21 protein-coding genes are annotated in these 24203 nt (G+C 50.5%); 3 read left to right on the plus strand and 18 right to left on the minus strand.

Annotation, left to right across the window (positions count from 1 at the left end):
• Positions 1 to 11: 11 nt before the first annotated feature.
• The 4 genes from FAY32_RS08755 to FAY32_RS08770 form a co-directional block, all read right to left on the minus strand.
• Positions 12 to 359, minus strand: coding sequence for an MmcQ/YjbR family DNA-binding protein (locus FAY32_RS08755; RefSeq protein ID WP_158727571.1), 348 nt, complete (start codon positions 357 to 359; stop codon positions 12 to 14).
• Between the two features lie 81 nt (positions 360 to 440).
• Positions 441 to 902, minus strand: coding sequence for a hypothetical protein (locus tag FAY32_RS08760; protein WP_143463054.1), 462 nt, complete (start codon positions 900 to 902; stop codon positions 441 to 443).
• A 111-nt stretch (positions 903 to 1013) separates the two neighbouring features.
• Positions 1014 to 1955, minus strand: coding sequence for a DMT family transporter (locus FAY32_RS08765; protein WP_225428320.1), 942 nt, complete (start codon positions 1953 to 1955; stop codon positions 1014 to 1016).
• 967 nt (positions 1956 to 2922) lie between these two features.
• The gene (locus FAY32_RS08770; RefSeq protein ID WP_143463055.1) at positions 2923 to 3570 is read right to left on the minus strand and encodes a FusB/FusC family EF-G-binding protein; all 648 of its coding nucleotides are present in this window, start codon (positions 3568 to 3570) and stop codon (positions 2923 to 2925) included.
• Positions 3571 to 4159: 589 nt separating this feature from the next.
• Between FAY32_RS08770 and FAY32_RS08775 the strand changes: the two genes are divergently transcribed.
• Entirely contained in the window at positions 4160 to 4729 is a 570-nt protein-coding gene (locus FAY32_RS08775) for a sugar O-acetyltransferase (RefSeq protein WP_143463056.1), read from the plus strand.
• 212 nt (positions 4730 to 4941) lie between these two features.
• Here the strand turns inward: FAY32_RS08775 and FAY32_RS08780 are convergent, their stop codons facing one another.
• A complete protein-coding gene (locus FAY32_RS08780; RefSeq protein ID WP_143463057.1) occupies positions 4942 to 5505 on the minus strand; it encodes a sugar O-acetyltransferase in 564 nt (187 codons plus the stop codon).
• A gap of 139 nt (positions 5506 to 5644) precedes the next feature.
• Between FAY32_RS08780 and FAY32_RS08785 the strand changes: the two genes are divergently transcribed.
• Positions 5645 to 6061 carry an NUDIX hydrolase gene (locus FAY32_RS08785; protein WP_143463058.1) on the plus strand — a complete coding sequence of 139 codons (417 nt, stop codon included), beginning with the start codon at positions 5645 to 5647 and terminating at the stop codon, positions 6059 to 6061.
• Positions 6062 to 6127: 66 nt separating this feature from the next.
• Here the strand turns inward: FAY32_RS08785 and FAY32_RS08790 are convergent, their stop codons facing one another.
• From FAY32_RS08790 to FAY32_RS08835, 10 genes are all read right to left on the minus strand, one after another.
• Positions 6128 to 7129 carry a GW dipeptide domain-containing protein gene (locus FAY32_RS08790; RefSeq protein ID WP_143463059.1) on the minus strand — a complete coding sequence of 334 codons (1002 nt, stop codon included), beginning with the start codon at positions 7127 to 7129 and terminating at the stop codon, positions 6128 to 6130.
• Positions 7130 to 7403: 274 nt separating this feature from the next.
• Complete coding sequence (locus tag FAY32_RS08795; RefSeq protein WP_143463110.1) at positions 7404 to 8822, minus strand: C69 family dipeptidase; 1419 nt, start codon at positions 8820 to 8822, stop codon at positions 7404 to 7406.
• A gap of 926 nt (positions 8823 to 9748) precedes the next feature.
• Complete coding sequence (locus FAY32_RS08800) at positions 9749 to 12499, minus strand: HAD-IC family P-type ATPase (RefSeq protein ID WP_143463060.1); 2751 nt, start codon at positions 12497 to 12499, stop codon at positions 9749 to 9751.
• A 294-nt stretch (positions 12500 to 12793) separates the two neighbouring features.
• Positions 12794 to 14350, minus strand: coding sequence for a bifunctional metallophosphatase/5'-nucleotidase (locus tag FAY32_RS08805; protein WP_143463061.1), 1557 nt, complete (start codon positions 14348 to 14350; stop codon positions 12794 to 12796).
• Between the two features lie 2 nt (positions 14351 to 14352).
• Positions 14353 to 15165, minus strand: coding sequence for a phosphonate ABC transporter, permease protein PhnE (gene phnE, locus FAY32_RS08810; protein WP_191988169.1), 813 nt, complete (start codon positions 15163 to 15165; stop codon positions 14353 to 14355).
• Between the two features lies 1 nt (position 15166).
• A complete protein-coding gene (gene phnE, locus FAY32_RS08815) occupies positions 15167 to 15961 on the minus strand; it encodes a phosphonate ABC transporter, permease protein PhnE (RefSeq protein ID WP_143463062.1) in 795 nt (264 codons plus the stop codon).
• On the minus strand, positions 15958 to 16728 hold the full coding sequence (gene phnC / locus FAY32_RS08820; RefSeq protein ID WP_143463063.1) for a phosphonate ABC transporter ATP-binding protein: 771 nt from the start codon (positions 16726 to 16728) through the stop codon (positions 15958 to 15960). The genes phnE (FAY32_RS08815) and phnC overlap by 4 nt, the downstream gene beginning before the upstream one ends.
• A 195-nt stretch (positions 16729 to 16923) precedes the next feature.
• Entirely contained in the window at positions 16924 to 17877 is a 954-nt protein-coding gene (locus FAY32_RS08825; RefSeq protein ID WP_143463064.1) for a phosphate/phosphite/phosphonate ABC transporter substrate-binding protein, read from the minus strand.
• A gap of 337 nt (positions 17878 to 18214) precedes the next feature.
• On the minus strand, positions 18215 to 19063 hold the full coding sequence (locus tag FAY32_RS08830; RefSeq protein ID WP_143463065.1) for an aldo/keto reductase: 849 nt from the start codon (positions 19061 to 19063) through the stop codon (positions 18215 to 18217).
• A gap of 1012 nt (positions 19064 to 20075) precedes the next feature.
• Complete coding sequence (locus tag FAY32_RS08835; protein WP_143463066.1) at positions 20076 to 20519, minus strand: MarR family winged helix-turn-helix transcriptional regulator; 444 nt, start codon at positions 20517 to 20519, stop codon at positions 20076 to 20078.
• 79 nt (positions 20520 to 20598) lie between these two features.
• Here FAY32_RS08835 and FAY32_RS08840 point away from each other — a divergent pair, with 79 nt between their 5' ends.
• The gene (locus FAY32_RS08840; protein ID WP_143463067.1) at positions 20599 to 21150 is read left to right on the plus strand and encodes an NADPH-dependent FMN reductase; all 552 of its coding nucleotides are present in this window, start codon (positions 20599 to 20601) and stop codon (positions 21148 to 21150) included.
• A 163-nt stretch (positions 21151 to 21313) separates the two neighbouring features.
• Here FAY32_RS08840 and FAY32_RS08845 read toward each other — a convergent pair whose 3' ends face one another.
• Genes FAY32_RS08845 through FAY32_RS08855 form a run of 3 tightly spaced genes read right to left on the minus strand, consistent with a single transcriptional unit; the run spans position 21314 to position 24201 of the window.
• Positions 21314 to 22009 carry a glycerophosphodiester phosphodiesterase gene (locus tag FAY32_RS08845; RefSeq protein WP_143463068.1) on the minus strand — a complete coding sequence of 232 codons (696 nt, stop codon included), beginning with the start codon at positions 22007 to 22009 and terminating at the stop codon, positions 21314 to 21316.
• A gap of 15 nt (positions 22010 to 22024) precedes the next feature.
• Positions 22025 to 23389 carry an ABC transporter substrate-binding protein gene (locus tag FAY32_RS08850; protein ID WP_143463069.1) on the minus strand — a complete coding sequence of 455 codons (1365 nt, stop codon included), beginning with the start codon at positions 23387 to 23389 and terminating at the stop codon, positions 22025 to 22027.
• Positions 23386 to 24201, minus strand: a complete 816-nt coding sequence (locus FAY32_RS08855; protein WP_404820132.1) for a carbohydrate ABC transporter permease — start codon at positions 24199 to 24201, stop codon at positions 23386 to 23388. Before FAY32_RS08855 ends, FAY32_RS08850 begins: the two co-directional genes overlap by 4 nt.
• Positions 24202 to 24203: the final 2 nt, after the last annotated feature.

Below are 24203 nucleotides of genomic sequence, written 5' to 3' on the forward strand. Positions count from 1 at the left end.
GGTTCATACAACTACTCAGTTAAGTGGTAACTGGCATTAACCAGATTGGCCAGAATTTCTCTGCTAGGCACCTGATCAACCGCCAGTGTCAGCCAATTTTGCTTCGTGAAATGCTGACCTGGTAAAATGTAGGAAAAAGCGTCAACCAGCTCGTCAATCCGTGCGGGGTCACACTTCAGGTCAATGTAGAGGTTGTCCCCCTTCTCGTAGACCAAGCCAAAAATCTTTCGACTGGCTTGGTGTCGCAGCGCATCGAAGATCACTTGATTCCGGTGGGCGGGGTTGTTGAATGGCTGATCAATGGTGACCGCTTTGCCTGCACTGCTGAATGCAATTAGTTCTGCTCGCGTGATTTTCATGGCGTCTTTTCTCCTCATCTAGATTATGGTTAAAACATTAGCCACCAAAACTAATTCTGGTGGCTAAGTCGTTTCTATATTTTATTTTAATAATACCGCACTGGCCTTGGCGTTGTATTTCAAATGAACTGCTTTCGCCGTCACCTGCTGGAAAGGCTTGCCAGGCTTACGTTTACCGTATTCCTGTAAGGTTAGTTTCTTCCCGTGACGGGTGATTTTCGTATAGTTCCAGGTCTTCTCTACATCGAAGTAATCCCGTAAATAATACGTTCCCCGTTTAACATGATACGCGAGGTGCTTGCCACCATAGGCTTGATCCCCGAAACCGGTCATGACCGTTACCGAATCCTTGGCCAACATCAGGGCATTGGCCGAAACGTCGGTATCCGTTCCGATGTGTTTCACCCGTAGCTGAACCCAAGCTCCCCTGAGTTGCTTGGGCGAGCCAGCCGTCCACTGGGTCTTGGCCTGAGCAGTGGTTCCCCAACCGAGACTGCCAACCATGCCCAGGACAACGACGGCACCTGTTACAAATTTATTCATAAAATCCCCTCCGATAGTAATCAGTATACCACTACTGAACATCCAAAAAAGGGAGCCCTGACAGTCGTCATCGCTCCCTTCGTCTCTTCATATTCATAACCCATGCTAATTTTAATCTACTTTTCGCCTCAGAATAAACTGCAACATCTTATGCCCATTCAGCGATAACGCCATGACCGCTAAGATGATCAGCAAGCCGCCAAAGAGATCAAATCCAGTCAGTTGCACGCTCAGAAAAATCACCGAAAATACCGTTGCTGACAAGGGTTCGAACGCATCCAACAGGCTGGCCGTCGTTGGTAGAATGTACCCCAGACTGTGTGCGAACATCAAGAAGGGGAAAATGGTTCCCAAAATGATGATCAGCACAATCAGGCCCCATTCATTCCACGTTAGGGTCACCGTTGCGCGCCACAACGGTCCGAACACGTTGAGGCAGAGGCCGGCGATGAAGAGCCCCCAGCCGGTAACGGCAATGGCCCCAAACCGCGGTAAGAGTGGCCGGGGAATCAACGTGTTGGTTGCCACCCCAATCGCTGACAGACCGCCCCAGAACAGGACGACCGGTGAAATGGCCAGACTGTTGAGATGGCCGTGGGTCACAATCAGTAGGGTCCCAATGAACGCCATCACCATCCCAATCGCCTCTGGCCGAGTCGGTGTGAGGTGTTTAAATAAGAAATAATAAATGCTAATAATAAACGGTCCCAGAAATTGCAGAATGGTCGCAATCGGCGCATTCCCAAATTTAACCGCTTCAAAGTAGAACAATTGCACGGGCACCAGCCCTAACAAGCCATAACTGACCACGCGGATGCCGGCCCTTTTATCGTGCCAAATCTGAAACGGGTGGACGCCCACGACTTGACCCATGACCAGTAGCAAGAATCCTGCCGTGATCATGCGGACCTGCGTCAGCCACAGTGCCGTCACGTGGGGATTTAGCTTGAACAGCGTGCTCGCCGCAACCCCCGAGATGCCCCATAAGATACACGCGGTGCTGGCCAAAAGGACCCCGCGCAAATGATGCCGTTGTTGTACCACTACTGCCACTTCCCACTTCTACTCGAATTATGAATAAGATGCTACCTTGACTTTAAACTGCCTTTAAATCCTATCATTGTGCCTGATGTTGCGGTAAGCTCCCCCAATTTGATAGTAACTAAAGGTTGAAAGATAAAATTCAGGTCTGATTTCAGTATTGATAAGCAGTCAAACCATTAAATTAGACTAAATTGGGCGCACTCCGGCTGCCAGGGATTCCACCAGCTGTGGGGACGCTTCAGCCTGGAAGAACACCAGTCTTCTCGCTCGCTTTGAAGCCACGAAAACCACGTGTCTCCAAAGTCGCCCGTGCTGTAAGCTGGCTCACCAGCTAACACCACTTTCACGGCCGGCTCCATCCCTGGCCTCCTCCGACGCTGATTGTGTTTTATCAAGACAACGGCTATAGTCCACAGCCATCTGACGTTTTGAGCTTCAATTGATAACGACCATTACGGTTATTCTCAGAGTTTTCTGAGAACACAATGTAAGCCGAGAGGTCGGCAGATATGAGCTCAGGCGCGTCGTTCTACTTAGTCAGTAAGTGATTTTCTTACTGGCTAAGTAGAAAACCAAGCTTGTAGACTCGGTTATTTCGAGGCTTCAAGCTGTGTTCGCACCGATCCGGCCCATAGCTGCCGGCCGGTAAGGCGACCCTGCCTAGTCTTAGTCTCAGTGTTGTTAGAACAGGCATAGGCCCTACTTTGAAGCTTTCAACTTTTAGATAGTAATCCTATCATTGGAATTGACCAATTTTTAAGCGGCTTAGCCAATCTGATTGTGCGAAGGCGCACCAAACTGCCGGCAACCCTGACGCAAAAGTTATGACACTAGGCACAAGGGATAAGTATAACAAACGTCTCACGCTTACCGACCAACTCTGAGTGATTCATCATTAAATTATTACTTTGAAGCGGTTCCATTCTTAGACAACGCAAAAGACACGACCAAATTTGGCCGTGCCCATTCATTCAACTTAACGTTTTGGCCGCACCACCGTAAGAAAATCGGTGAGGGCTTGTGGTTCAGTCAACTGCCGGTTACACTGCGCACTGTCCCGGCAAATGTAATTACCGTTACGCGTGTACGTGCCTAGGCCAGACGTTTTTGTCGTGGAAACAAAGAGCGAGACGTTGCCAATTGTATGGCAGATTGCACACAGCCCTTTGATGGTCTCGGGGTTAAATTGCCCCTGAACGCCGATCAAACGGTCCTCGTACGGCGCTACCAGATATTTCTTCTGATTGCCGCCATCGTTCCAGCCCAGATAGGTCAGTTGATGCAAGTTCAAGCTAGCCCATTCTGGCTGCTTGAGCTTCTTCACTTTGCGAAATAGCTTACTCAATTGCTTCGTCGTCAGCCGTGGAAATGGGATAACGAGTGGTTCAATCATGCCGATCAATTTGGCTGCGGCTTCACGGGTCAACTTGTCTGGCTGTAACCCGCGCACAAACGCTTGGGCTACCGGTTCGTCTGCAGGGAGTAGCGGCACAATCTTTTCTAGCGTTGTGGCGCGAACCACCCCACGCATCTTCACATCGTTGACAGACAGATAGGCGCTGACCAGGTTGTTGACCTGCTGGGTAATATAACTATATTCGTAAGTGGTAATCGTTGGTTCCATAATTTTGTGACGTCCTTTCAGATTTCAAACCTGACACTTCTCCGAAAGGTCCACTAGGAAAAGTGTCGCTAACAGACAGCACTCTTCCGTACTAATAACGATCCAAGTTGTGGCATCGCATCATCATCTCCTTATCCTCAGCCAAAATGGCTAAAGTAGTTGGTAGTATACCTGAAAAATAGTGCGTTGACAAGGACGGTGTAAACGCAGTGGCTACGAGAGTGAACAAAAGAGAGTCTGGAATCACTCCCAGACTCCCCAACGAACCAGCATTAGACTCATGTCAGTCACTCTTGATGGTAGTCGTCTGACATCATCCAAAATTTGCTGCTAGCTGAGCACAAGTCGCGCCGACCGGCCTGCGTGGCTCAAGTTTATTCTAACAAATAGTGGGATAAATCGTGATGGAAAGTCACTGGTTCGCTCGGCCAGTAAATTAAAGGGTCTCACTACTTAATGCCCAAACAATTGGTAGTTCGGTCGCAGTCTCCGTTATTGAATAAATCTGTTTAGTTACAATTAATCCGTATAAATAAAGCGCTTTCTATGCTAGAATATGACTAATATAACTCTGGAGGTAGACAAACACATGAAGACTGAAAAGGAAAAATTTTTAGCTGGCGAACCCTACAATATCATGGACCCCGAACTGGCTGCCGATGAGACCAAGGCGCGGCGACTCTGTAAACTGATGAATGATCTAGACGATACGGCAACCGCCGAAAAAGATGGCCTCATTCGCCAGCTCTTTGGCTCCGTTGGGAAACGTCCTTGGGTCCAACCCAACTTCCGCTGTGACTTCGGCTATAACATCCACGTTGGTGACGACTTCATGTGCAACTACGACAACGTCATCTTGGACATCGCTCCCGTGACGATTGGCGACCACTGCATGATGGCTCCGCACGTGCAGATCTATTCCGCCTACCATCCCCTTGACCCGGCTGGCCGTGATGCCTTCATCGGCCTGGGCAAGCCCGTCACGATTGGGGACCACGTCTGGATCGGTGGCGGCGCCGTCATCCTACCCGGCGTGACGTTAGGCAACAACGTAGTGGTTGGTGCCAACTCCACCGTCACCAAGTCCTTCGGTGACAACGTGGTTATCGCGGGTAGCCCGGCCCGCGTGATTCGTGAGAACGTTCCTGAAAATAAGTAACTAACGCCCAAACACCGGTCATGCTCGTTTTAAACTAAAAACAACATGGTGGTTGGGTTCGCCTTACTGCCCGGCAGATATAGGCTGGCTCGGTGCGAATACAACTACTTCCCCATACTAGAATAATCTGGATTTCATCTTTCTTTATCAGCTAAAACGCGTTGTGAGCCCCTCTACTCATTGGTAGAAGTTGCTGACAACGCGTTTTTTTATTATTTCGCTAATGATTTAATGACCTTCGCTGGCACGCCACCAACCAACGTGTTTGCTGGAACGTCCTTGGTCACAATGGCACCGGCCGCAATCACGACATTATCACCGACCGTGACGCCCGGCATAATTGCGACCTTCCCGCCGATCCAGACATCATTTCCAATCGTCACCGGCTTGGCTTGGGCTAGATAAGCCCGTCGGCCAGTCGCCGTCATGGGATGGTTGACCGTGTAAATATCAACGTTGGGGCCAATCATCACGTGATTACCGATGGTCACAGGGGCGATATCTAAGATCGTCAAATTATAATTGCTCAAAAAGTCTTCACCAACGTGAATGTTCTGGCCATTATCGCAATTAAACGTTGCCTGAACCGAAACGCGCTCACCGTGGCTCCCCAATATTTCTTTGATTTTAGCCGTCTGCGCTGTTGGGTCAGTCGCTGGAATCGCGTTAAACTCTTGACACAATTTAGCCGCCCGCGCCTTGCGCGCCGCTACCTCCTGATCTAAGAAATAATACGGTTCCCCTGCTTCTAACTTCTGTAACTCACTTTCTGCCATTTCTTTCACCTCAAGTTTAGTCTACCACTGAGCTGCCTAAGAAAATACGGTGTTGATTCGCAACCACTATGACAGCAATCCGCTCAGTTGCGATGATCACTGTCTTCATCTATGCTAATTCCAACCAGGAGGTCTTCCCATGACAACACTGATTGCCCACGCCTTAATTGCCACCCCAGCCGGCTACCTGCTCCTTCAACGAACACCTGTCGAGCGCGGCCAATCCAACATTTACCCGCTATTTTGGGACATTCCTGGCGGTCGCACACAGCCCCACGAGACTGCCCGCCAAGCTGCTAAGCGGGAATGCCTTGAAGAAACAGGGCTTCACATTCAACCGACCACCATTATCGGCATCACAACCACCTATGATCAAAACCAGGAGCAACGCTTCACCCGGCTAATTTTTACCGCCCACTTGCTCACGCCACTCACCGATTTAAAGCTGAATACCGCTGAGCACGGCCGCTATGCTACCTGTACGTCACTAGCAACTTGGCCAGCGGACCAGCAACTCGTTCCTTATCTCCGCAATCTGTTGACGACTGCCAATTAAAAAGGGTTGTGTCGATTACCCACTTAGCTGGTAATCGACGAAACCTTTTCACTTTTTTTTTTTAATTTAAGCGATCCAACCACCGGTGCTCAGCACACTCACACTGCCAGTCGGGGCGACCTTGACGGTGTACCGGTACCCTTGAATATCAAAGTCGGCATGGGCCTTGATATTCAGATTCTTCGTGCTCTGCGTAAAGGCCTGACTGCTAACGACCTTGCCATGAGCATTACGGTTCGTTAATTTGACGGCCTTGCCCGCTTGGAAATCATAGATGGCCGTTTGACTATCCTGTTGTAATAAGACAACGCGTTGGACATTACCATTGGCGGTTGCGACCCCCACCTTAACGTGACCCGCTTCATCGACCGTCGTGGTAGCCGTGGTAGCGGCCAGGTCACGAGTCAATTCGCGCTGCAGGAGATTTGGATAAGTGCCCTTGATAACGGCGTTGACGGGTAACCAACCGATGGCCTTGCCTGCCGCCGTTTCAAAGTAGAGGTACTGCTTCTTATTGATCGTCGTCAATGACTGAATCGCGTACAACGTCCGGTAGCCGTAGGAGTGACCATAGTGATTTGCCGCCGTGGTTCCCAACGTCTTCTTAGGCATGTTCCAGAAGTCATTGTTCGTCGTTGGCGTCCAGTAAGCGGTCTTCTTTACACTGGTCAGCTTACTGATCTGCTGATGGAATTTTAACTGGCTCAGTGCCACATAGCCGCCGACCAAGGTCGTGTTGGCCTTGCTGGGGTTCGGCACAGCGGTCCCGTGAGGCAAAGCTTTGGTCGTCACTTTGGCCAGGCGCACGTAGCGTTTGCCATTGACCTTGATGACCTTATCGACTGTCCACTGCTTCGTAGTACTCTTGTCCGTCCCCAAGACCGTGCTCTTCGCGTAAGCTGCGCGCGGATAGCTGTACACCTTAGTTCCCTTAGCTTTAAATGTGAAAATCCGTTGCTGGGGGTATTCTGGCAACGTGACTTTTTTAGCCGCATGGGCGGTCGTGCTGCCTCCCCACAAAATCAGTCCCAGACTGCCCGCCATTGCCAACTTAATCCAGTTCTTCATGTGCGCTCCTCCTCAGAAGTTACCTGTCAACATCTCTTCCTCAACCTATTCGTCATTTTCCCGAAACGGTTCGTCCTAGTCACACACCGTCCCATTAATTTATCAAAAAAACATTAAAGTAGCTTTACTGAAGTATACACCAAAAGACAATTAATTGTGCGCGATAATCACTATCCGTAACAATTAATTGCCTTTTAGGGTTTATTTAGCTGAATTCTGGGTTGCTCTTAAAACGTTTAATCTAAAAACCAATTGGTCTACGACTCACGGTCGATTACAGGTTTTGGCCCTTTTCCCAAACCGTCTTGGATAACAGCAGGCCCTGCTTAACCAAGTCATTGAACAACGCATGTGTCCGCTTAGAAATTTCACCGGCCGTTTCCAAATTGCTCTGCGTCAGGTAAGTTGTGGCGTCACCGGTGATGTTGTCATCGGTAGCCGCAACCCGACCGCGGGCATAGGATTGGCACCCATCGCGGAAGGCGTTGACCGTGGCGACGAACTCGTGGAAATGCGGTTCGATCAGAACGGACAAGGTCTTGTTCAACCAGTACACGTTGTCGACGGAAACTTCAGTCGTCGTATTCTTGTAGTCTTCCGGCGTGTCATTGATGTTCGTGAAGAATGGCATGTATGGCGCATAGGCAAAGAAGCCCATGGCGACCCACTGAATCGCAGCGTGGTCAGCCGGCACATCGTTACGAATTTGCAAGATGGATGAGCATTGATTCCGGTCCATCGCGATCGAACGGTACTTCTTCTGATCATCGGCGTTGCCTGAAGCAAATGTCCCAAATGGATCGTAAGGCGTGCCGTTGTAGTGGGAAGACAGGAAGAATTGAACGTCTTCAATCGCGATCTTCTTGGCTGGCTTCCGGGTAAATGGCATGTCTTGGTCAGTTGGGTGTTGGTCGGTAATTTCTGGATTAAATAACTTTTGGCCGTACCAGGTCCGTGGCGTGTTGTAGTACGCGTCATCTTCGCCGTGCGTGCCGAAGATTTCACGGAAGTTAAAGGTACCTGGGACCGGGTTCAAGTGGTGCTTCTCCACGAAGTCCACTAAGTCCGTAGCAACCAAGAAGTTATCGGTATCGTTTAAATCGACCTCTTGCATCAACGTCTGGTTGGGCGCAATGGCGTAGGTGTCTTCTGGCAACCGCATTGCGGCCCAGTGATGGCCCCCAGCCGTTTCCAAATACCAGATGTCATTGTGGTCGTTAAAGGAAATACTGTTGCTTTCGCCCGTCCCGTACTTTTCAATCAGGGCACCCAGACGTTGGGCCCCTTCTTTAGCACTCTTAATGTATGGCAAAACCAAGGTGATCATGGCTTCTTCATTGATGCCGTCGTCGACGAGTGGGTCGTAGCCCAACACGCGGGCGTTGGTCGCCGTGGTCTCAGTCGCACTCATGCCGACGTTCAATTCGTTAATGCCGGCCTCTTCATATTGGCCGTCACTTTGGTCAGCCTGTGGCGTCCCCGTATAGCGGTAGGCGTGGTCGGGTAATGGCACGTTGACGCCAGTCGTGATCGACGTGAACGATGCCCCCGTTTGGTCTACTGCTGGGTGGACCACAAACTTGATGGGATTGATGGGGCCGTAACCATCCTCGTTACGCGCCACAATCGTGGAACCGTCCATGCTAGCGGCTTTACCCACTAAAATCTCAGTACAATCGGAACTCTTTTTCATCATTTGATGTTCCGCCCCCTTCTTCATTCTAGTATAAGATTAACTTTTGATTAGAGCTAGGGATTTCGCAAAATTCGCTGAATTGTCAGTGACTTTGTCCGTTGTCGTTGGCTGCGAATCGTCAGTCATATTTCCGAATAGCCAATCATTTTGCCTAAATTTGGCAAAAAAAAGAAACTAGACAATTTCTGTCTAGTCTCTTCAGGTTTGCTTAGATTAAGTTAACCGTTAAAAGTTGAACTCCCCATGCCAATTCTAGCAACAACAGTGGTCCTAGAACTAGGCAACTTGATGGACTAGTCGCCTTACCGGCCGGCAGATATGAGCTGGATCGGTGCGAACACAACTTGAAGCCTCGCAAAACACGAGTCTACAAGCTTGGTTTTCTACTAAGCCAGTAAGAAAAACACTTACTGACTAAGTAGAACGACGCGCCTGAGCTCATATCTGCCGGCCTCTCGGCTTACATTGTGCTTTCGGACGACTTTGAGAATAACCGTAGCGATCGTTATCAGTCGAATGCAAAAAAAGTCAGGTAGCTGTATTTTACAGCCGTTGTCTTGATAAAATACCGTCAGCGCCGGAGGAGGCCAGGGATGGAGCCGGCCGTGAAAGTGGTGTTAGCTGGCGTTTTTCTTAGCCAGCTTACAGCACGGGCGACTTTGAAGACACGTGTTCTTCGTGGCTTCAAATCGAGCGAGAAGACTGGTGGTCTTCCAGGCTGAAGCGTCCCCACAGCAGGCGGAATCCCTGGCAGCCGGAGTGCGCTCAATTTAGACTAATTTAATGGTGCGACTGCTCACCAATACTGAGATGAAGAGCCGGATCTTATCTTTCAAACTTCAGTTAACCGTTAACCTTCATAACTTGGTCGTTAAAACCGGTCGTAACTTGAAAGGTCACGCTCACAGTTGCCAACGACACCATTAGAAGTTACGTTGTTCCCGTGAAATGGTACTGGCATCGATGCGGTGGCGGATTGCCTTCGCAATTTCCGTGACGATCAGGACGATGGCCCCCGCCATGATTGGGATGCCCCAACCGTAGTGGAAGTTGACGCTGGTCGTGTGGAAGACCCCTTGCATGGCTGGCCAGTAGATGATCATGGCTTGTAGCGCCAGTAAGACACCCACGATGACGAAACTCATCTTGTTTCTGAAGAAGTATTTCGACAACACGGGGTGGTCATTTTGCAGGTTAAACAGGTAGAAGACCTTTCCGAAGATGATCACGTTTAACGTCATCGTACTCCCGATAACGGCTGAAAGCCCTTGTGCCGTCAAGAAGTCGTAGGCAAACATCCCCAGCCCTGAAATCAGCAGGGAAACGTAAGTGACCTCGAAAACGTCCAGCTTGGATAAGATTCCACGCGTGACGTCCCGTGGCCCCCGTTTCATAATGCCGCTTTCGGCCGGTTCGAAGATGAAGGCAAATTGAATCGTCAAGGCGGACACCATATTGATCCACAACAGTTGGGTCGGGAACAATGGCAGCTCTTGGTCCATCAGGATACTCAGCACCACGATCAAGCCTTCAGCGAAACTGGTTGGCAGTAGGAACCGAATCGTCTTCCGAATGTTATCGAAGACGTGCCGGCCTTCCCGCACGGCACCCAGAATCGACGTGAAATCATCGTCGGCCAACACCATATCGGCGGAGTCCTTGGCAACGTCGGTTCCCCGAATTCCCATGGCAACCCCAATGTCGGCCTGCTTCAAGGCGGGCGCATCGTTGACCCCATCACCAGTCATGGAGACTACGTGACCGCGGGCCTGCTGGGCCTTCACGATTCGCAGTTTGTCGGCTGGTGTGGTCCGGGCAAACACGGTGTACTTGTCGATCTGGCTCGCCAATTCGGCATCACTTAATTCGGCCAGTTCCGGCCCAGTAATGGCGCGGGCTTGTTCCGACAGGTTCAACTGTTGGGCAATTGCGGCGGCCGTTTCGGGGTCGTCACCGGTAATCATTTTAACCTTGATGCCGGCGTAACGTAACTGGCGAACAGCATCGGCCACGCCAGGACGTGGCGGGTCGATAATGCCGGCCATGCCGGCTAAATGGAAGTTCTGGCCCACGGCGATGTCGTCAACTTCAACGGCGTCAGCAGCGACTGGTTGATACCCCAATGCCACCACCCGTTTTCCTTGGCGGGTCAGTTGTGACAACCGTTGTTGCCAAGCATCCTCATCGACAGCCTGGCCCTGTTCACGCATCAAGCGCGTCAGAGTCTGCGGTGCCCCTTTGACCAACAGGTAGCGTTGGCCGTTGTGGTCGACTAACCGCGCGGAGTAACGAATGGCGGAGTCGAAAGGCAACGAGTCGATCTCTTGTGGGTCGGGTTCAGTACCTACCAGCTTGTGGTACAGCGCCGTCAGGGCCCCATCGGTCGGTTCCCCGGTCAACACCCACTGGCCTTCTTCCTCATGGAATTCGGCATCAGAGGTCTGCCCCGCAATTTGGACCAACCATTCGAGGTCGGGGTCGGCTTGCCAGTCAACGTCCTGGCCCTCATCATTTTGCACCTGCCCGGCGGCATCGTAACCCACGCCAGACACGGTATAGGTATCGGCGGTGGTCAAAATGTCGGTCACGGTCATTTCGTTTTTCGTCAACGTCCCGGTCTTATCGGTGTTGACAATATCCACGGCGCCCAATGTTTCCACGGCAGGCAGTGTCTTAACGATCACATTTTGCTTAGTCATCTGCTGGGTCCCCATGGCGAGGACGACCGATGTGCTGGCCGGTAACCCTTCAGGCATCGACCCCACGACCATCGTGATGACTGCGACTAACAGCACGGGTAAACTGTAAACTTTGGTGATCATCCCTAAGATGAATAAGAGGACTGCGGCAACTAGGATTGCGATTGACAGCCCAAGACCCAAGCTATTCAGGTTCTTCATCAATGGTGTGGCTTGTTGCTTAACTTGCGCAACGTTTTGTTGGATGTGACCAATTTCGGTCTGCGCACCGGTCACGGTCACAATACCGCGGCCAGATCCGTTGGTAACGGCCGTTGAGGCAAAGGCCTGGTTCGATCGTTCGGCCAACGGTAAATTTGCGGTGGCTAGGGGATCTTCTCCCTTAAGCACCGAGTCAGTTTCACCAGTCAAGGCGGACTCCTGGATCTTTAAGTTATCCGCGCTGATCAATCGGAGGTCAGCGGGGACGGTATCCCCGGCTTCCAACTGAACAATATCCCCCGTCACCAATTCACGTGCGGGCAGACTGATTTTCTGTCCGTCCCGAATGACGATGGCTTCGGAGACTAAGAGGGCCTTGATCCGGTCCAAAGCGTTATCCGCTGAGCGTTCCTGAAAATAACCAATGAAAGCATTGGCGATGATTACCAGTCCGATAACAATTGAATCGGAATAGTGATGCATCAACAGCGTAATCAATGCGGCAGCCGCCAAAATGTAGATGATAGAGTTATTGAACTGCTTCAAGAAACGTAACAGATTCGATTGCTTCTTGGCGGTCAGTTCGTTCGGGCCGTTTTGCGCGAGGCGTTTCTTCGCCTCGGCGGTCGTCAACCCGGTATCTTCATCAGTGGCATACTCAACAAGTAAGGACTCAGTCGAGCGTTGCCATAACGGCGGCTGCTGGCTGGGTCCAGGGTCAGTGGTTTCTGCTTCAGTTGTGGTTGAAACGGTTGCTTCAGGTTCTTGTGCCATATAAATAAATCTTCCTTTCTAGGTAAAAACTAACGATTAGCGGTCCGGTATTGGGAGTGCTGCAAACGAACGGTGCAAGACGTCCACCTCCAAATCTCATTTTTAGTTAATTTATTTTACCAAGTTTTCATGAAAATTGCATCTATTTAGCGGGTAATGCAATCTAAATTTAATACTGGCCATCAATAAGTAACTGTGCAACGGATCTGCAGACCGAAGATTCAGAACATCTTGTGGGTCCAGTTGTATGTAAAAAGGCGACCCCCTACTTTTAGGAATCGCCTTTCATCTGGCCTAATAATCCACTTGAAAATTCGTTTGGGGCTCCCCGGTCACGACCGGATGGGCCTCGAAGTATTGCATGATCAGTTCGGCCATATCCACGTTGACCTCCCGAATGACTTTGGCCGGCGAAAACATGGGGTAATCGCCACCACCATTGCCCCGATACTGGTTCATGGCAACGTCCAGGTGATCGGTCGGCTGGACCGCACGCCCGTGATATTTCAGGGACACCACTCGACTTCCCCGTGGCTGCGTCAGATCAAAGCGATAGTCCACGCCACTGTAGATGTCATAATTGTACAGCTCTATTTTAGGCGTTGTGAATGCTGTGGCGATCCCCACGCGGCGGTCACTGCGTAACTCAAAGAAGCTGGCACACCGTTCCAAGGCCAATTTCACATCCGCCCCGGTCAACCGCTCAACGACTAAGGTATTGGGGTACGGGTAACTATTTAATAGTTGCCGCAACGACACATTTTGGCCAAAGCCATGGACATCATCGTTGAATAGGGCCGTGGCCGCAATGTCCGTCACGCCCGCAGCCATTTCGACTTGATTAATGAACTGAAGGTACGGGTGGCCATGAAGTCTTGCTGCCATGGGATCCGTGACCGTCAAGCTGGTACCGGTGATTTGGCCAATTGGCTGGTCCAACCACGTCTCGACCTTCTCTTGAACCGATTGGGTGAGCTGGGTTAAGGTCTCATCCGGTGTCGCACTTGCCGTTGATAATAGCCGTGCTGAGCGATCAATGATATGGTGATCTGCATCCAATTCAAGGTCAATGCACCCTACCGCAACGCCCTTATCACCGGGTTGCGTCGCGGGGACACCCTGAAAGACGCCAGCAATCTGGCGGTGCTGATGGCCCGTGACCAACGCATCGATGCCGGGAACCTCAGCAAGCAACTGATAGCCCTCGTTTTCGCCGGTTTGTCGCTCAGTTGGCACCCCCGTTGCCGGATCAGCCTCAAAGCCGCCGTGGTAGGCAACGACAACGACATCAGCCTGTTGGCGCAATTCAGGAACCAAACGGCGAGCGGTGGCCACGGCCGGTTCAAAGGTCAGGCCAGCAATGTTACTAGCTCGCTCCCAGACCGGTACGTAGGCCGTCGTCAGTCCCAGAATGGCGATCTTGATGCCTTGCTTCGTGATAATTTTGTACGGGGCATCGAGAATCCGTTGGTTTTGGCCGCCAATAATATTGGCCCCCAGTAACGGATAGGTCCGTTTGGCTTCCGCAGCCCGAATGTAGGCCAGCCCGTAGTTGAACTCATGGTTGCCGAGAATCCCCGCATCATAACGCATAGCGCTCGTAATTCGCGTAAATAGGTCCTGTTCCGCCGCTGGCTGCTTGGCCAAGTAGGTCGCAAACGGCGCCCCCTGCAACCAATCGCCATTTTCAATCGTGACCACCACGTTATCCGGCCCCGCTGTTGCTTGGGCTTGGCGAATCACCGTGGCCGCCTTTAACATCCCATACAGATGGCGATCCGTTGGCGTACTGTAATCCGTGGGGTAAACGTAGCCGTGCACGTCACTGGTCGATAGAATTTGGATGTGCATGGTTAGATCAACCTCTTTCGCAACTGTTCGGACAACGAATCAATCAGCAGCACCATGACCACGATACCTAGAAGAATGATGCCGACCTTGGACCAATCCCGTGTCTGAATGGCAAAAATCAGCGGCGTCCCAATCCCACCGGCGCCCACCATCCCCAAGATGGAGGCAGACCGCACCGCAATTTCAAACCGATACAGCGTGTAGGACAAAAACTCTGGCATGATGGTCGGCACCGTGGCTAACACGAAGACTTGTCCCGAGCGGCCGCCAGCACTGGTAATGGCCTCTTCGGACCCCCGATCCATATTTTCAATGGCTTCACCAAATAGTTTCCCCAGCATCCCGACCGAGTGCACACTGACGGCTAAGACCCCGGCGTAAGAGCCAGGACCGACCGCTTTGATGAACATGATGGCCAACACGATTTCAGGAAATGTCCGAATCAACGTCAAGACAACTTTCCCACTCCCAGAACGTAGGAAATAGCGTTCCTTAGGGCCACGCGCCGCCCAAAAAGCAAACGGCACACTGATCAAGGCTGACACAATCGTCCCCAGAAAGGCAATCGCTAACGTTTGTAAAATCAGGGAGACAAGATCCTCGCCACTGCCGTCATAGACATAAGACCACGTTGGGTGGACTAAGCCGTGCAAGATGGACTTCGAGACGGACGCTGCGGACTCCTGAAATCCAGAGAACTTCAACCCATTGATCGTCCAGAAATAAATGATTCCAATGACCAGTACCCAGAGTAACCAGCTCCAACGTTGCCACAGCGACCGCTGCCGAGTAGGAGGCGTAATTGTTGTTTGCATATTAAAGAAGAACCCTCCTTAGATGGTTGCTGACACCATCGATGACCAGGACCACTACCAACGTTGCCAAGATAATAACCGCCGTCTGGTTGTAGTTGAACTCATTCAACGACCGCTGTAAGAAGACCCCGATCCCGCCGGCACCCAAGTACCCTAAGACGGTTGACGCCCGGACGTTGATCTCTAAGGTGTACAGAAAATAGCTGATAAATTGGTTTAGGATCTGGGGCAGCACCGCATACCAAATAATGGTGATCTTCGTGGCGCCCACCGATTCCAAGGCTTCCAACGGCCCCATGTCGATGGTCTCAATGACTTCGTAGAACAGTTTGGACACCATCCCAAAGGAGAAAATGGCCAGGGTAACGACCCCCGCCGTTGACCCGATCCCAAAAATCGCAACAAAAATTGCGGCGAGCAGTAGGTCGGGCAATGTCCGCACCAAGTCTAAGAATAACCGCGTCAGCCCCCGTAACCAACGATTATGAATTAAGTTGCTGGCACTCAATACCGCGAAGGGAATTGCAAATGCTGCCCCAATCGTGGTTCCCAAAATTGCCATCTGAATAGTTTCCAAAAGGGGTTGGATGATGACCGTGGTGTAGTCCCAAGCCGGATTCGACATCCGGACCAGCAGATTCGTAAACTGACCCAGGTTGCTAAAGAACATCCCCACATTAACTCCGGTCATCTGGGCGGAAGCGACCAGCAAAACCAGCATCAGCACCGTCCAACCGATGCCCTTTACGTGATACCGTTGTGCCCACGAGCGTCGTGGAATTGTCGGTGTACTCATGCCTTGGCCCCCTCAGGTGTCTGATAGATTTGGTCCAAATCGCCTTCCGCAACGTTACCAATGGGTTGGTCATAGACCAATTGGCCGGCGCGCAGGCCAACAATTCGATCCGCATATTCCCGCGCTAAGGCGACCGAGTGCAAGTTGACAATGACCGTAATGCCATCCTCTTGATTCAACCGTTTGAGCGTATCCATGACCGTCTTGGTGGTCAGCGGATCCAGTGAGGCCACGGGTTCGTCAGCTAAGATAATCTTGGGGTCTTGCATCAGTGTCCGGGCAATGGCGACCCGTTGTTGCTGACCACCGGAGAGCTCGTCGGCCCTGGTGTACAGTTTCTCGGCCAAATTGACGCGTGCCAACGAATGCACTGCTTTTTCCTTATCTGCCTTGCTGAATAGCCCAAAAATCGTCTTCCAAGTTGGATAGTAACTGACGCGCCCGGACAACACATTTTTCTCCACGCTCGACCGATTGATCAGGTTGAATCCTTGGAAGATCATCCCAATCTTGCGTCTCAATAAGCGGAGTGCCTTACCTTTGTAATCGCTGATAGACTCATCTTCCACCGTAATCTCCCCGGACGTAATCTCATGCATCCGGTTGATGGTCCGTAGCAAGGTACTCTTACCGGCTCCAGAAAGCCCCACCACGACCAGGAACTGACCACGGGAAATGTCAAAACTGATATCCTTGAGGCCAACGGTGCCATTGCTGTAGACCTTATTGACGCCTTTAAATGAAATAATCGGTGCTGTTTGCTCCATAGTTGGTTCCCCCGTTATTAAAAAAGTAGTGAGGTACGGTGTCGCTGCCCTCACTACTTCTGCTGTCTAATCTTCTGTTAATCATTTTATGCCAATGTGCCCCCGTTTTAATTGACCCGATTCACAGAACAAGAGCCACTAATTCTGCTAACCATTAGATTTAACTAAAACAGGAAATCCATTCGCAACGAGAACCTACTTGTCCAGCTTTTGAATCTGCTTGTCGTAGTCTCGAATAATGTTAAAGGTGCTGTCCTTTGCATCCACGTAGCCTTCGTGTGAGTAGACGCTAGAAATGATATCGTGACCCTTCTTGGTCTTCGCAATTGCCTTGAACGCTTCGGCAATCTTCTTTTGCCACTTAGCACTCATATCACCACGAACCGTAATCGTATCGTTCGGAATCTTGGCAGTCGTGTAGATTGGAACAACTTTGCTCATGATGTCTTTGTCGTCCTTCTTGACTAAGTTCCGGGCACCTTGGAAGACAAAGGCAGCGTCAGTGTTCTTGTTGTAAACGGAGAGAACACCTTGGTCGTGACCCTTGACCGTCACCGTTTGGATGTTGTCCTTGTTGATGTTCACACCTTGCTTCAACATTTCAACGGCAGGGTAGATCCAGCCGGCGGTCGACGTGGTATCTTGAACGGCAATCTTCTTCCCCTTCAAGTCCTTCAACGTCTTGATACCGCTGTCTTTACGAACTAAAATCTGAGAGCGATAGTAGTTGACCAATTGCTTAGTTGCTTGGTCATTTGGTTCCTTAACCCCAAACCGTTCGGCCTGTAAGATCACTTTATCCCCATATTGCTTATGTGCAAGAACGTAGGCATCAGGCGGCAGGAAGCCAACATCGACCTTCTTCGATCCCATCGCTTCAACGATGGTGTTATAGTCGGTCGAGACGCTGACCTTGACCGGAATCCCCAATTGTTTCTTCAACAGACCCTCTAACGGTTTGGCCTTCGCTTCAATCGTCCCCGCGTTAGATGACGGTACAAATTCAACCGTCAACTGTTTCGGCGTGTAGCCTTGCTTAGAACTCGAACTCGTACTGCTGGTTGCCTTCCCACAGGCAGCCAAACCAGCTGGCAGTAGCAATAATGCCGCCGCAATCAAGAGTAATTTACCCTTACCCTTTAAGTGCATCGAACTCACTCCTCAAATTATGTCGTATGGCTCTTTTTTAAGACACTTTTAATTCTACCAGAAGGCCGAACTTTTACAATCATTTTATAATTTTTAGTTCGTTATTAAAATACTTATAACGAGTAATGGCGGCATTAACGAAAAAGTAAAACGTAAAACCTTAACATTAATTAATTTAATTATTTAATGCATTTTGCTGGTCTTTCTACTGAAATTTGGATTCACTGCTGAATAAGCACCATTATTTAACGATTAAGTTACTAAAAAGAGCTAGCGGTTTTGCCCGTTCAAGTGGCAAAATCGCTAGCTCCTCGCTTAAATTTACTATTCGTTTACATTAGCCTTGCGTTGCATTGTGCCCATGATTCGTGGCCGTATCTGCCAGCGCATTCAGCTTGGCCATATCGGCTGCATTGATTGAGAAGTCCAACTGCGCATTGGCTTCGATGTGCGCTTGGCTCGTGGCTTTCGGTAATGGCAAGACGCCATTTTCCAAGACAAACCGTAGTGCCAACTGGGCTGGTGAAACATGATATTTGTTCGCCATCTCTTTAATGTCGGCGTTTTCCAACATGTCACCGGTTGCTAGTGGTGAGTAGGCTTCAACTAACATGTTGTGGTCCTGCGCAAACTTCGTGATTTTCGGTTCCGTAAAACCCACGTAGTACTGAATTTGGTCGACCATTGGTGCAACTTCGGCGTGACTCAACACGTTTTGCAGGTCGTGAACGTCAAAATTGGAGACCCCAATGGCTTTTGCCTTACCGCTGGCGTAGATCTTTTCCATTGCCCGCCAAACGTCGAGATTCCCCTGATCGCAGTCCTTACCAATTTCTGCCCATGGCCACGGTGCGTGAACCAAGTACAGGTCAACGTAACCCACGTCCAAGTTCTTCATTGTCGTGTCAAATGCGTCCAGAGCACCTTGATAAGTCTTCACTTCGGCCGGTAACTTAGTCGTCACAAAGATCTCTTTACGGTCGATTCCAGAATCACGAATGGCCTTCCCCACACTGGATTCGTTGGCGTAAGCCTTCGCCGTATCGATATGCCGATAACCCGTCTTCAATGCGTTAGCTACCGCATTGTAAGCCGTATCGCCACCAGGAATTTGCCAAGTACCAAAACCAACTTGTGGAATCTGAGTTCCGTTAGCTAAGCTGAACGTATCCGTTAATACTGACATAGCAAAACCTCCAATTGTATTAGACCTGCTCCGTACCTGCTAAAAGCAGCACGCGCATATCCTAAAACGTGTCCAGCCAAAACGTTTAGTCAACAAATAAATTAACCGGTCACGTTCCGTTATGAATAATTATACGCCTGAGTACCCACTCAAAAGCAATTATTCCATCAAATCGTGGTAATCGTTCATAGTATAACCATTTGTTAAAACTGATTTGGAAAATTGTAATATTACAAATTACCAGAATCGCCCAAAGCCCTTGATTTCTTTGTTATTATAAAGATGTCGTAAAACAATTGCTTAACAAACTGACGACAAACTAAAGCTTTTTTGGTAACAGTCAACGAAGTACCCGGAAAATGCTTCGTTGGTCACTGTCCCCAATTGAATATTAATCCCATTGAATCAGACTAAATCCCAGTTCGATTCAATGGGGTTAATTTTTTTGTGCTGAAATAATTGTTTCATTGATTAAGCTGTCGCCTTACCGTTCGCCAAATTTGGACCGGAACGCGGTGGGTAGGACGGCCAAAGCCTGAGAAGCGGTCTTTGGCCTCGCTTTGAGCCAGAAGGTCGCTGTCTCAAAGTCGCCATTTTTCAAGCGGCCCACTTGAAAAATCCCACGGCTGGGTCCAAATTTGACTCACTCACGGCTACGTATACGTTTAACACTCAAACTACCGTTATCCCAACGATGAGTTGACGAAAAGTCATTGTCAAGACAGAACTTAACTGGAGAAGAACAGCGCTGAAGGTAGCTGTGACGACGGTGTTGACCGAGTTGGTTTTGAACTCAGTCTACAGCGTGGGGCTTGTTTAGAAAATGACGCTTTTTTCAAACCTCAAACCGAATCGGAGGACCGCTCTTCAGGCCGAAGGTGGTCCCCATAGATGCCGGAATCTCTGGCAGCCGCAGGTGAAGTGTCAAAGTTGATTTAACCATACCTTCGACTAAAAAAATCCCGTCGCACCAGCTTTATTGCCGCGTGCAACGGGATTTTCACCTTCCTTCCTATTCTTCGTAATCGTCGTTGCCGTTTAAGACGGCAGATAGGCGTTGTAAGACCCGTAGCAGTTCACCGCGGTCCGCATCCGAATACTTCACTAATCGGCGCCGAATCGCCGCTTCCCGGGCTAATTTAATCTGTTGGACCGTTTGCTGTCCTTTAGGACTTAGGATGACCTGCCGAATCCGTTTATCTCGGCGTTCGGTTTCCTCCAACCAACCAGCCCCAATCAGCTTGTCCACCTGCCGACTGATCGACGAATGGTTGCGACCAATCTGATTGGCCAACTCACCAATGCTGATGCCGGGCTGATGATCGACCCGCATGATGATGGGCAGGGCTGGTGCATCGAGCTTGACGTGAGCTTCTTCCAGTAGCTTACGGTCTTCTTCCGTTTGACTAAAAAAGGTAACGATTTCAAATAGTGCTTCAAAAATTTGATTATCCATACTTGTTATTATACCAGAGGAATGCTAATATGTGTGCATAATGCACGGATAAAATTTTAGCACTTAAGGAGTCCCTACTATGACAAAGAAAATTGGCTTAATCATTGGGTCAACGCGGCCCAATCGTATCAGTACCAGCATTGCAACTTGGCTCCAATCAGCCGTCGCCCAAGATGGTCTCGACGTTGATCTCATCGACCTGGCGAAGATCGACTTGCCCTTTCTGGACGAGCCCGGCCAACCCGCAGATGGTCACTACACGTTAGCTCATACGAAAGCCTGGAGCCAACTGATTCAAGGCTACGATGGCTTCATCCTCCTGTTCCCCCAATATAACTGGGGTTACCCCGCACCATTGAAGAATGCCCTCGATTACCTCTACACCGAATGGCGCGGTAAGCCCGTCAGTCTGGTCTCCTACGGTGGTCACGGTGGTTTTCAAGCCGCACTGGGCATGCAGCTAGTCGTCCGTGGCCTCAAAATGCAACTGATGGCGACGAACTTACAGTTGACACTGCGCAAACAAGATTTGGACGACAACGAACAGTTCATTGATTCCGCCCAAGCCCTCGCTCCTTACGCCTTCAACGCCAACCAAATAGGGGCTGAATTCTGCCACCGGTTGGCCTAACTGGCGACTAGTGCGCAACTGCTAAGTCGTCCAATTGCTATTGATTCGCTCTCAACTAAAGTATGAAAATAGGGCACGAAACCCAAGATCGGTTTCGTGTCCTATTTTAGTGGCCCTGCAACGGCTAGTGATGTCCCGCAGCGCGATGACCCACTACTTGCTGCTACACCCGCATCAGTTCCTGGCGAAGGCGCATCATGGTCAGAAAGTCATCGGTGAAAATGCCCGCCACGTGCTTCTGGAACAGCTCCGTTGCCAATTCTGGCTTGTCGACCGTCCAGATTCGCTCGGCGACCGGCACATCGGCCTGGTAGTGACTCAGGTGCAAGCCACTCAAATGTTCGTTAGCTACGAACGCCACGGCGTTGACCACCGGCTTATCCGTCAGCCAGCAATAAGACTCGTTGGGCGCAATCTTCTGACAATTTTTTAACGTCTGTAAATGAAATGATGAGAAGATGACCGGGTGCTTGAGCGCCGCCCCGTGAACCATCGCCATCACGATGGGCTCAATCTCCGGATACTGGATCTTGTCCGTTTTCAACTCCAAATTCAGCTGAACATCCGCATCATCGACTAACGCTAAGAACTCCGCCAACGTTGGAATCGTTTCTTGATTGGCTAGCCGAAACTGTTGCAGTTCGCTAAAGGTGAAGTCATGGATCAGGCCGCTTCCATTCGTGGTGCGGTCAATGTGCTCATCGTGCATGATGACGGGGACTTGGTCCTTGGTCAAATGCACGTCAAATTCCAGGCCATCCACGTTGTTCTCCAGGGCGCAACGGAAGCCCGCAATGCTATTTTCCGGAAACTTAACGGGATAGCCCCGGTGTCCAAATACTAACGTTTTCACTGTCATAAAATCGCTCTCCTACTAATAGCCGTTCGCACGGTTGTTATTTTTAATGTTGCCGTTGAGCGACGACTGCGCCGTCTGCAACGCCGTTTTAATATTAGTCCCCGCGTAGATCTGCTCCATGGCGGTCTGAGTCAAGTTACGAGCTTGAATCAACCCCTGCATGAAGATACCAGAGTTGGTATTGTTTGGTTTCGCTGCGGCCAATTGCTCGCCAGGAACTCTGGATTCCGGTAACTTCTTGTACATGTTCAGCAAGGCTGGCTGCTGCTGCGACCCCTTGTTCAAGGCCAAGTATCCGGTCGCTGCCTGCCACTCTGCTTGACTCTTAGCGGTCATGACGAACTTGATGAAGTCCCATGCCCCCCGCTGAACAGCCGCAGATTTGTCATTCGAGATCCACAGTGACGCGCCACCGATGGCCACCCCATTACTCTTCTGGCCATCGGGATGTGGATAGTAGGTGATGCCCACTTGATCCTTGTTGCCCTTAGTCAACTGGGTCGTTGTCGCGGAACTTTGTAAGAACATGGCGAGTCGCCCGGATAAGAAGCTGGCGATTTCGTTGTTCAGCGCGTTCCCACCGGCACCATAGTTGGCAAAGACACCATCTTTAACGTTCTTCTGAATCCAGCTCATCGTATTCACGGTGCTAGCGCCGGTCAAGTTAGCGGCCGTTGGCGTACTGGTGTGACCATCGTCATTGTTGGCAAAGGAAGCACCGGCGTTCGCCATGAACTGTTCAAATAACCAGCCATAAATTTCGACCGACATGCCTTGAACCTTCTTGTTCGACTTTTGCATGACCTGCGTGGCAACCTTAGTGATGTCACTATAGGACGGGTTGACAGGTGGTGGCGTGACGCCCAACTTTTTCAGCAACGTTGCGTTGTAAAACAGGACGGGTTGCGAGGTGTTAAATGGCATGGATAGCTGCGTCCCCTGGTTAGAATAGAACGCCCGGGCCCCCGCAGAAATCTGGTTCACATCGTAGTGGTCGGCGTCGATGAACTTCTGGACCGGCGTCGTGTAGCCCGTGTGGTGCATCTGACTAGTCGAAATATCCATGGACTGGAAAACCGCTGGCGATGCATCGGTACCGTGCGTGTTGATGACTTTTTGCACGGCCTCATTATAACTCCCTTCGAACTCCGGGACGACTTCGTACTTACTTTGCGACTGGTTAAATTCCTTAGAGAAACTAATCAACTGTTGCTGTGCCGGACCGGTCATTTCGTGCCAAAAGACCACTTTGATCCGGCCGTTACTCTGCGCCGAAGCGGACGGATGACTGAACGCGGTCCATCCCAGAATCGCCGCTAAGACGACCAGAATACCGGCCACAATGCCGAATGTTTTGTGGGAAACGGTTTGCTTCTTCATTTCGTGGCCCCCTCATTCAAGCCATCCTTAAAGTAATGTTGTCCCACAAACAGCACGATCAACGTGGGAATCACAACGATCACAGCACTCGCTTGAATCATACCCCAATTGTTAAACGTTTCCTGTGATTGCAGTTGCCGCAACCCATCTTGAACTGGGCGGAACTTATCACTAAACGTGGTCAACATTGGCCAGAGGTATTGGTTCCAGCTTTCCAGGAAGCTGTAAGCGGCTAGTGTAAACAGGCTGATACGCGCGTAAGGTAACGTGACGCGCCAGTAAAATTGCCAGTGGTTCAAGCCCTCCACGTCGGCGGCTTCCTTTAACTCCGGTGGAATCTGGCGGAAGGACTGCCGCAACATGAAGATCCCAAAGGCCGATGTCAGAAATGGCACGACCATAACGGCGTAGTGGTTCAGCAGGTTCAACTGCCGCACCGTCGCGAAGTTGGGGATGACCTCAGCTTCAAAGGGCAGCATCATCGTGGCCAGAATCACGTAGAACAGGAAGTCACGGCCCTTAAAGGACAGGAAGACAAAGGCGTACGCCCCCAACGAACAGAACAGGAGCTGCGCCGCCATCGTCAACACGGAAATGACAAAGCTGTTGAGCAGGTAGCGCATAATGGCCGTTTGCTGCACGGCGTCCACGTAGTTTTGAAAGGAAATGTGCGTGCTAAACAGCGTCCCCTTGGCAATATCGGCCGTGGGCAATAGGCTGGTCCAAAAGCCCAAGATAAACGGGCCGATGATAATAATCGCCATGATGACCAACACCAGGTAACGTAACGTTTTATGAGTCTTTGTCAACATCA

Source organism: Levilactobacillus enshiensis (genome assembly GCF_007115095.1).
Lineage (GTDB): Bacteria > Bacillota > Bacilli > Lactobacillales > Lactobacillaceae > Levilactobacillus > Levilactobacillus enshiensis.

Bases quoted from the DNA above. Each gene is read 5' to 3' on its own strand.
- FAY32_RS08755 (WP_158727571.1), bottom strand. From the start codon at position 359: ATGAAAATCACGCGAGCAGAACTAATTGCATTCAGCAGTGCAGGCAAA.
- FAY32_RS08760 (WP_143463054.1), bottom strand. From the start codon at position 902: ATGAATAAATTTGTAACAGGTGCCGTCGTTGTCCTGGGCATGGTTGGC.
- FAY32_RS08770 (WP_143463055.1), bottom strand. From the start codon at position 3,570: ATGGAACCAACGATTACCACTTACGAATATAGTTATATTACCCAGCAG.
- FAY32_RS08775 (WP_143463056.1), top strand. From the start codon at position 4,160: ATGAAGACTGAAAAGGAAAAATTTTTAGCTGGCGAACCCTACAATATC.
- FAY32_RS08780 (WP_143463057.1), bottom strand. From the start codon at position 5,505: ATGGCAGAAAGTGAGTTACAGAAGTTAGAAGCAGGGGAACCGTATTAT.
- FAY32_RS08785 (WP_143463058.1), top strand. From the start codon at position 5,645: ATGACAACACTGATTGCCCACGCCTTAATTGCCACCCCAGCCGGCTAC.
- FAY32_RS08790 (WP_143463059.1), bottom strand. From the start codon at position 7,129: ATGAAGAACTGGATTAAGTTGGCAATGGCGGGCAGTCTGGGACTGATT.
- FAY32_RS08795 (WP_143463110.1), bottom strand. From the start codon at position 8,822: ATGAAAAAGAGTTCCGATTGTACTGAGATTTTAGTGGGTAAAGCCGCT.
- FAY32_RS08800 (WP_143463060.1), bottom strand. From the start codon at position 12,499: ATGGCACAAGAACCTGAAGCAACCGTTTCAACCACAACTGAAGCAGAA.
- FAY32_RS08805 (WP_143463061.1), bottom strand. From the start codon at position 14,350: ATGCACATCCAAATTCTATCGACCAGTGACGTGCACGGCTACGTTTAC.
- phnE (WP_191988169.1), bottom strand. From the start codon at position 15,165: ATGCAAACAACAATTACGCCTCCTACTCGGCAGCGGTCGCTGTGGCAA.
- phnE (WP_143463062.1), bottom strand. From the start codon at position 15,961: ATGAGTACACCGACAATTCCACGACGCTCGTGGGCACAACGGTATCAC.
- phnC (WP_143463063.1), bottom strand. From the start codon at position 16,728: ATGGAGCAAACAGCACCGATTATTTCATTTAAAGGCGTCAATAAGGTC.
- FAY32_RS08825 (WP_143463064.1), bottom strand. From the start codon at position 17,877: ATGCACTTAAAGGGTAAGGGTAAATTACTCTTGATTGCGGCGGCATTA.
- FAY32_RS08830 (WP_143463065.1), bottom strand. From the start codon at position 19,063: ATGTCAGTATTAACGGATACGTTCAGCTTAGCTAACGGAACTCAGATT.
- FAY32_RS08835 (WP_143463066.1), bottom strand. From the start codon at position 20,519: ATGGATAATCAAATTTTTGAAGCACTATTTGAAATCGTTACCTTTTTT.
- FAY32_RS08840 (WP_143463067.1), top strand. From the start codon at position 20,599: ATGACAAAGAAAATTGGCTTAATCATTGGGTCAACGCGGCCCAATCGT.
- FAY32_RS08845 (WP_143463068.1), bottom strand. From the start codon at position 22,009: ATGACAGTGAAAACGTTAGTATTTGGACACCGGGGCTATCCCGTTAAG.
- FAY32_RS08850 (WP_143463069.1), bottom strand. From the start codon at position 23,389: ATGAAGAAGCAAACCGTTTCCCACAAAACATTCGGCATTGTGGCCGGT.
- FAY32_RS08855 (WP_404820132.1), bottom strand. From the start codon at position 24,201: ATGTTGACAAAGACTCATAAAACGTTACGTTACCTGGTGTTGGTCATC.